Here is a 6,964-nt window from a genome sequence, read left to right as displayed (position 1 = left end):
CGCCGAGCATCGGGATCGGGCACTCGCGGAACTGTCCGGGCGGGTCATCGAGGTCGGCGCGGGTAACGGCCTGAACTTCGCGCACTATCCCGACACCGTCACCGAGATCGTCGCGGTGGAACCCGAGGACCGGCTGCGTGCCCTGGCGGAGCAGGCCGCCGCACACGCTCCGGTGCCGGTGCGGGTGGTGGCGGGACACGCGGACGCGTTGCCTGCTGAGGACGGCGCGTTCGATGCCGCGGTGGCCTCGCTCGTGCTCTGCTCGGTGCCCGACGTTGCCGGGGCGCTCGCCGAGATCCGCCGCGTGCTGCGGCCGGGCGGCGAGCTGCGGTTCTTCGAGCACGTGCGCTCGGACAAGCGGTTGTTGGGCCTGCTCCAGAACGCGATCACTCCGTTGTGGTCACGAGCGGGCGGCGGCTGCCATCTCAACCGGGACACCGCTGCGGCGATTCGCGCGGCCGGTTTCGAGATCGCGCAGGTGGACCGGTTTTCCTACGCCCCGTTGCGGTTTGTCCCTCGTCATGCACACATCCTCGGGCGCGCGTGCGCTCCGAGCAGTGACGGTCCGGCCTCGGCAGCGCGCTCCTAGCCGCGATCGTCGTGCCGCTTCGCCCGATCGGGTGGCCGCGCGAAGCGGCACCTTGACCTTCCAGTGCACTGGAACGTCCAGGCTGGGTCGCGGCCCGCGATCGACGCGGGCGGACGCGACCACACAGGCGGAGACGTAGGCGAGACAGGGCTGACTGGCACCCGTTGCCCTAACTCCGCCAATGCTAGAAGGGGGTTCGGTGTTGTCCTTCCACGTGCGGCCACTGTCGGCGCGCTGTCGCCAGCCATTGGTGAGCAGGGCTCATATCTGCTTCGGGATCAGCCCGTTCAACGGCTACTTCACCCCTGAGCGACTCGCTCACCTGGCCGCATGGGGATTGCGCGAGTTCGCCGGTGTGCACTTCTTCGTTCCCGATGCCCCGGCGGCCTACACCCTGGAGGCCATGGGATATCCGCCTGAGCGCGCCAGGCACAAGGCGCGCAGGCAGGGCCAGTACCTGCGCAACAAGATCCGGCGAGCGCTCACCGACCTCGGGGTGCCCGATCCGGATCGGCTCGTGCTGGGTTCGGCCGAGTTGGAGGGCCGCCGACGATATCGGCGACTGCTCGCCGAAGCGGAGCGGCAGTTCGACCGCGACATCGAGTTCCGTACGGCGTGCCTGGACGCGTCCCGATGGGTACTGGACAACCGCCTGCCGCCGGGTTGCACACCCACACCTGCGCAACTGCACTGCGCGGTCCGGTACTTCCTGGCCGAGCTCCCGCTGTTCACCGACACCGCCGGCATCGTCGACGCCGGGTCCTCGGTGTTCGGCTACCACCAGTGCATCCCCTTCCTGCACCAGCTCTACCGCGGCGAGCTGGCCTGGAAGCCGGTCACCGGTCAAGGCTTCGCCGTGCTCACCCCACAGGGCGACCCCGACGGCCAGAACCACCTGGCTCGCGCCGAGATCACTTCCCTGTGAGCGTGGTGCCGTCCGGCGCCGCGTGCCCGTCGTCTTAGCTGGCCATCGAGCCGCAGAAGGCCAGACCTGTCGCCGCGAGTGCTCCAGTCAGCAGGGGGCCGACGGTGACGACGACGGCAACGGCGGTCAGGAGGAGTCGCGCACGGACCCGGTCCGCACGTTGAGGTGGTGCGGCCAGACGTTCGGCGCGGGCCAGCACGCCGACGCTGGTCGCGCCGAGCGCGCCGGTGGGAATCGGTGCCGCTCCGGACAGGGCGAGCAGCGCCCGCAGCACAGTGCGGGATCCGTGGCTGCGAGCGGCGGCATCGTCGGCACACATTTCCAGCAGTCGCGCCACCTCGGCCGCACCGGTGGTGAATAGCTCGATGCGGGGCAGGATCGTGGCGAGCCCACGGGTGACGGCCAGCAGCAGGTGGTGCCGGCCGGCTAGGTGCGCGCGTTCGTGCGCCAGCACCGCGTCGAGGTGGCGCTCGTCGAGAGCGGCGACCGCAGCGCTGGTGACCACGATGGCGTGCGGGCGCCCGGCGACGCAGTAGGCGGCGCGTTCGGGAGCGTCGAGCACCACAGCGTCCAGCCCGGCGACGTGCCGCCCGGCGAGCCGGGCCATCCGGGCGTGCTCGAAGGTGCGGGCTCGGGCGCGCAGCAGCGACCGGCCCAGTCGCCAGACCAGCACCACCAGAGCCACGGCGGCGAGGGCGGTGAGCAGTAGGAGTCCGATCTGCAGGAGCAGGCCGGCGCGACCGCTGGCCACCGCGCCGAGCGCGTCGAAGCAGGCGCCGATCACGGTGCGGCCGGGCTGGTTCCAGTCGTCGAGCAGCTCGGCGAGCAGGAAGACCGCGGCGGCGGCCCAGGAGGCGACGACGCTGCCGATCGCCGCCAGCCACGCGGCCAGGCCAAGTCGCGGCGCGAGTCCGGCGTGGGTCAACCGGGCTAGCAGTCGCGGTCCGAGTACCGCGACGACGAAGCTGTAGAGCAGCAGGCAGGACGCGACGCTCATCCAGCCTCCTCGGTGGTGGCCAGCCGTCGCAGGGCGGCGCGTTCCTCGTCGCTCATCTGCTCCAGGAAGTGGGTCAGCACCAGGTCGGATTGCCCGCCCGCGTCCAACGCGTGGCGCATCAGCCGGGCGCTGTACTCCTCGCGCGTGAGTCTGGGCCGGTAGAGGTACGCCTTGCCCTGCCGCTTGCGGTCCAGCCAGTCTTTGCGGTGCAGGTTGTCCATCGTGGACATGACCGTGGTGTAGGCGATCTCCCGCTGCTGCTTGAGCTCTTCGAACACCTCACGCACCGTGGTCTCCCCGTCACGATTCCAGAGGCAGTCCATGACGACCGCCTCCAGCTCCCCGAATCCACGCACACGTCCTCCTGGTGCTCACCTGCCCGTCCAGGGTACTTCCCGCACCCTGGCGGGCTATTCATGCTGGTCGCGGCCCACTCAGCGAGGGTGAACGGCGACCTCACACCACCAAGCTACTATCTACGTACGGAGACCGTAGATAGTGGTTGACATCGGGAGGCACCGTGGGTGAGCTGCTGTTCGGCACGACGCTGCTCGCGTCGTTCCTCGGTGGAGTCGTGGCTCTGCTGGCGCCGTGCTGTGTGTCGGTGATGCTGCCCGCCTATCTGTCCACCGGGTTCCGCCACCGTGGCGGCGTGGTGCCCGCGACCCTGGTGTTCGGGGCCGGGGTGGCGACGGTGATCCTGCCGATCGGGCTGGGCGCTACCTTCTTGAGCAGCGTGCTGCTCACCCAGCACCTGTGGATCTTCTCGGTCGGTGGCGCGCTGATGATCGCTGCCGGGATCGCGACGCTGGCCGGGTGGAAGCCGAACCTGCCGATGCCCGGCGCCCGCACGGTCAAACAGGGCAGCTTCGGTTCGGCGTACGTGCTGGGCGCGTTCTCCGGCGCGGCCAGCGCGTGCTGCGCGCCGGTGCTGGCCGGGGTCGCGGTGCTCTCCGGTGCCGCCGCCTCGTTCCCGGCGGCCCTGGCCATCGGAGCGTCGTACGTCACGGGCATGGTCGCGCCGCTGGCGCTGGTCGCCCTGGCCTGGGACCGCCGCCGGGAACGCGCCGCCCGGCTGCTCACGGATCGGACCGTGCGGCTGCGGCTCGGGCGGTGGCAGCGGCGCCTGGCGCTGGGCAGCGTGGTCAGCGGGCTGTTGATGATCGCCATGGGCGTGCTCGCGGTCGTGCTGGCGTTCACCGGCCCCGGCATGCCCAGCGGCGGTTGGCAGACCGAGTTGAGCGCCTGGCTGCAGCACATCAGCAGCGTCGCCCTGGGCGCGTTGGCCTGGATCCCCGGCTGGGCGGTGCTGCTCGTGCTGCTGCTCGGCTTCGCGCTGCTGCTCCGCCGCGCCGTGCGCACCCGGAGAACCGCCATACCCGCCGAGCCGACCAGCACGTCATGTTCGCGCGAGGACGAGACCGAGCCCGGACAAATCCCCGTGACCGCCGAGGAGAACCGTGGAGAGCCGACGTGAGCAAGACCAGCGGTAAGACCGCGAAGCGGACCCCGGAGGGCAAACGTGCCCGCCAGATCCAGACGCGCCAGCGGCAGCAGGCCCAGGCCGCGCGGTCGGTGCGCGAGGCGCGCCGTGACTCGTCCCGCCGTCCAGTGTGGATCATCGTCGGGGTGCTGGTGGCTGTCCTCGCCGTCACCGTGCTGTACCTGATTTACCAAGGCTCCCAAGGCAAGCAGAACACAGCCACCGGTGGCGGCAGCGGCTTCAAGCATGTCGCCGGACAGCCGGGTATCGGCGCGGCGGCGCCCGCGTTCACCCTGGCCTCCAGCAGCGGCGGCCAGATCAGCCTCGGCGATTTCCGCGGCAAGAGCGTGCTGCTGTATTTCCAGGAGGGACTGTCCTGCCAGCCGTGCTGGGACCAGATCAAGGACCTGGAACAGAACCAAGCCGCACTGAAGAGCGCGGGTGTGGACGCGGTGGTGTCGATCACCACCGATCCGGCCAACCTGATCGGACGAAAGGTGGCCGACGAGAAGCTGTCCACCGCGGTGCTGTCCGATCCGGACCTGCAGGTTTCTCGTGCGTACGAAGCGAATCAGTACGGGATGATGGGCGACATGCGCGACGGCCACAGCTTCATCCTGGTCGGCCCGGACGGGACAATTCGCTGGCGAGCCGATTACGGCGGCGCACCGGACTACACGATGTTCCTGCCCACGCAGAAGATGCTCGCCGACCTCACCGCGGAACGGAAACCGTGAGCGAGCTTGCGAGCGAACCATCGATGCAGGCCGAGCAGATCCCGATCACCCTCCTCACCCAAGCCTCGTGCGGCTTCTGCGATCAAGCCAAGCAGGTCCTGAACCGGCTGGCCGCCGACTACCCGCTGCAGGTCACGGAAATCGATTTGACCAGCGAGGAAGGCCAGCGCCTGGCGGCGTCGGCCGGCGTGCTGTTCGCGCCCGGTGTGCTCGTCGACGGCAAGCCGTTCTCGTTCGGGCGGCTCTCGGAACGCAAACTGCGACGCAAGCTCGACCACCACCCGCTACGCACGTGACCGCCGTCGTCCGCGTTCTCAGCCGGGCTGGGGTGCTGGTGTTCCTGCTGCTGGGCCTGGCTGTGGGCACTGCGGCACCGGCTAGCGCGCACCCGACGTTGTTGTTCACCGACCCGGCCACGGACACCGCGGTCCCCGAGTCGCCGCCGGTGATCACGCTGGTGTTCAACGAGGCAGTCACGATCGGCCCGCGCACCGTCACCGTGCTCGACAGTGGCGGCCGCCCGGTGCCGGTCGGCGATGCGACCTCCGCGCGAGGTGGGCACGTCGTCTCCGCGCGACCCGCGGGCGTTCTCCCGGCCGGCACGTATGTGGTGCGGTGGCAGGTGACCGGTGCTGACGGTGATCAGGTGGAGGAGGAGTTCCGGTTCGCCGTGGGCACCGCGATCTCCGGCGCCGGCACCACCGGCGGCCAGTCGATCGCCTGGGCTGACGCGGTGCTGCGCTGGCTGCTGTTCGCCGGTGTGGCCGTCGCGCTGGGCGGTGTGGTCGGTGAGCGGTTCACTGCCTCGGCGCGGGCGGAGAACCCGCGGCTTCGCCCGCTGCGATCGTGGGTCGCACCCGCCACGGTCGTCGGTTTGGCCGGAGTCACCGGGTTGGCCGCAGTTCTGGTCGCCGACATCGGCGCCGTGAGCAACCTGTGGCAGGGCCGCGTCGGTCAGCTCCTGCTCGCCGAGGCAGTCGGCTTGGTCGCGGCGCTCGCTCTGTCTGCCGTCCGGGGTGGACGCTGGTGCGGGTGGTCGGTGCTGCCGCTGGGTTTGGTTGTGGTCGCTGAGGGACTGCGGTCGCACGCGAACGTGGCCGCACCGGGGTGGGGAGCGCTGCTCACCGGCGTGCACCTGGCCGCGGTGGCGGTGTGGGTCGGGGCGCTGGTGCAGGTGGCGCGTGCCGCGCTGGCCTGGCGTCGTGAGCGTGCGGCGGTGCGGTGGGTGCTGGCCGGGTACGTGCGGCTGGCGCTGTGGGTGTTCGTCGTCGTGGTCGCCACCGGCACGGTGACCGCGCTTCTGCTGGTCCCGCTCCCCACCGTGCTCACCACAAGCTACGGGCAGGTCCTGCTGATCAAACTCGCCTTGGTTGCCGTGGCGGCCGGGTTGGCGTTGTCCGCGCGCCTGACCCTGCGGCTGACACTGAGGCGTCGGGAGCGGCTCGTTCGGGTCGGCACGCTGGCCCGCGTCGAGAGCATGGTGCTCGTCGGGGTGCTGGCCGTGAGTGCCGTGCTGGTGTCGACCCCGCCCGCCGGCAGTCAGCAGCCCGGCCCGCCGCCACCGCACGGTCCGGTCGTGGCACTCGGGACGCTGGCCGGGCAGGTCGGCGTGAGCGCGCAGGCCAGCGACGGGCAACTGGTGGTGCGGCTGACCACACCGCGTCGCGGCGACTACTACGCGCCCAAGCCGACCCAGGACTACACCCTGTCCGGCCAGCTCACTGCCCAGCGTGAGTCGCGTGCCGTGGAGTTCCGCGGGTGCGGCGAGGGCTGCTTCATGTCGACTGTGGACTGGCGCGACGGCGACAACGTGCTCACGCTCCAAGCGGAGGCGTCGAGCTGGCGGGGCGGCACGGTGAGCCTGCTTGTGCCGTGGTCACCGCAGCCGGGTGCCGAGGACCTCGCTCGTGCCGCTGCCGCGTTGCGGGCGGTCGACCGTGTCACCGTCTACGAGGCGGTCACCAGCGACACCGGCACCGGCCTTCCCGAGCCCCAACGACTTGACCTGACTGGTGAGTTCTTCGTCTCCCAGGAGCCCTACGCGGCGGGCACCGCGCCGATCGCGGTACGGATCTCTCGCCCCGGCCAGCCGATCCGGCTCGCGTTGGGCTATCCCGCCGTGTTCACCAACGTCCAACTCACGCTGGACGCGCGGGGACGGATCAGCGAGGAAACGCTCACCGACGACAGCCACCTCGTGCACCGCCGGTTCGTCTACCCCGACCACGGCTGA

At 70.6% G+C, this 6,964-nt stretch carries 8 protein-coding genes; 6 read left to right on the top strand and 2 right to left on the bottom strand.

Going from position 1 to position 6,964, the window contains the following annotated elements; genetic code table 11:
• Positions 1-589 (top strand): class I SAM-dependent methyltransferase (locus tag ABZ215_RS15705; protein ID WP_354950073.1); only part of this gene is annotated, 589 nt, incomplete at its 5' end.
• A gap of 181 nt (positions 590-770) precedes the next feature.
• Positions 771-1,514, top strand: a complete 744-nt coding sequence (locus tag ABZ215_RS15700; RefSeq protein ID WP_354950072.1) for a tRNA-dependent cyclodipeptide synthase — start codon at positions 771-773, stop codon at positions 1,512-1,514.
• 34 nt (positions 1,515-1,548) lie between these two features.
• Here the strand turns inward: ABZ215_RS15700 and ABZ215_RS15695 are convergent, their stop codons facing one another.
• A complete protein-coding gene (locus tag ABZ215_RS15695; RefSeq protein ID WP_354950071.1) occupies positions 1,549-2,511 on the bottom strand; it encodes a M56 family metallopeptidase in 963 nt (320 codons plus the stop codon).
• Positions 2,508-2,867 (bottom strand): BlaI/MecI/CopY family transcriptional regulator, encoded by a 360-nt coding sequence (locus ABZ215_RS15690; RefSeq protein WP_354950070.1) that lies wholly within the window; start codon positions 2,865-2,867, stop codon positions 2,508-2,510. The genes ABZ215_RS15695 and ABZ215_RS15690 overlap by 4 nt, the downstream gene beginning before the upstream one ends.
• Positions 2,868-3,031: 164 nt before the next feature.
• Here ABZ215_RS15690 and ABZ215_RS15685 point away from each other — a divergent pair, with 164 nt between their 5' ends.
• Genes ABZ215_RS15685 through ABZ215_RS15670 form a run of 4 tightly spaced genes read left to right on the top strand, consistent with a single transcriptional unit; the run spans position 3,032 to position 6,964 of the window.
• Entirely contained in the window at positions 3,032-3,988 is a 957-nt protein-coding gene (locus ABZ215_RS15685) for a cytochrome c biogenesis CcdA family protein (RefSeq protein WP_354950069.1), read from the top strand.
• Positions 3,985-4,731, top strand: coding sequence for a peroxiredoxin family protein (locus ABZ215_RS15680; RefSeq protein WP_354950068.1), 747 nt, complete (start codon positions 3,985-3,987; stop codon positions 4,729-4,731). Before ABZ215_RS15685 ends, ABZ215_RS15680 begins: the two co-directional genes overlap by 4 nt.
• Positions 4,728-5,027: a glutaredoxin family protein gene (locus tag ABZ215_RS15675; protein WP_354950067.1), complete on the top strand. Its 300-nt coding sequence runs from the start codon at positions 4,728-4,730 to the stop codon at positions 5,025-5,027. The genes ABZ215_RS15680 and ABZ215_RS15675 overlap by 4 nt, the downstream gene beginning before the upstream one ends.
• On the top strand, positions 5,024-6,964 hold the full coding sequence (locus ABZ215_RS15670) for a copper resistance protein CopC (RefSeq protein WP_354950066.1): 1,941 nt from the start codon (positions 5,024-5,026) through the stop codon (positions 6,962-6,964). Before ABZ215_RS15675 ends, ABZ215_RS15670 begins: the two co-directional genes overlap by 4 nt.

Origin of the sequence: Amycolatopsis sp. NPDC006131 (assembly GCF_040614175.1) — a bacterium.
In the GTDB taxonomy this organism is placed as follows: Bacteria; Actinomycetota; Actinomycetes; order Mycobacteriales; family Pseudonocardiaceae; genus Amycolatopsis_E; species Amycolatopsis_E tucumanensis.
This window is presented reverse-complemented; position numbering and strand designations above follow the sequence as displayed.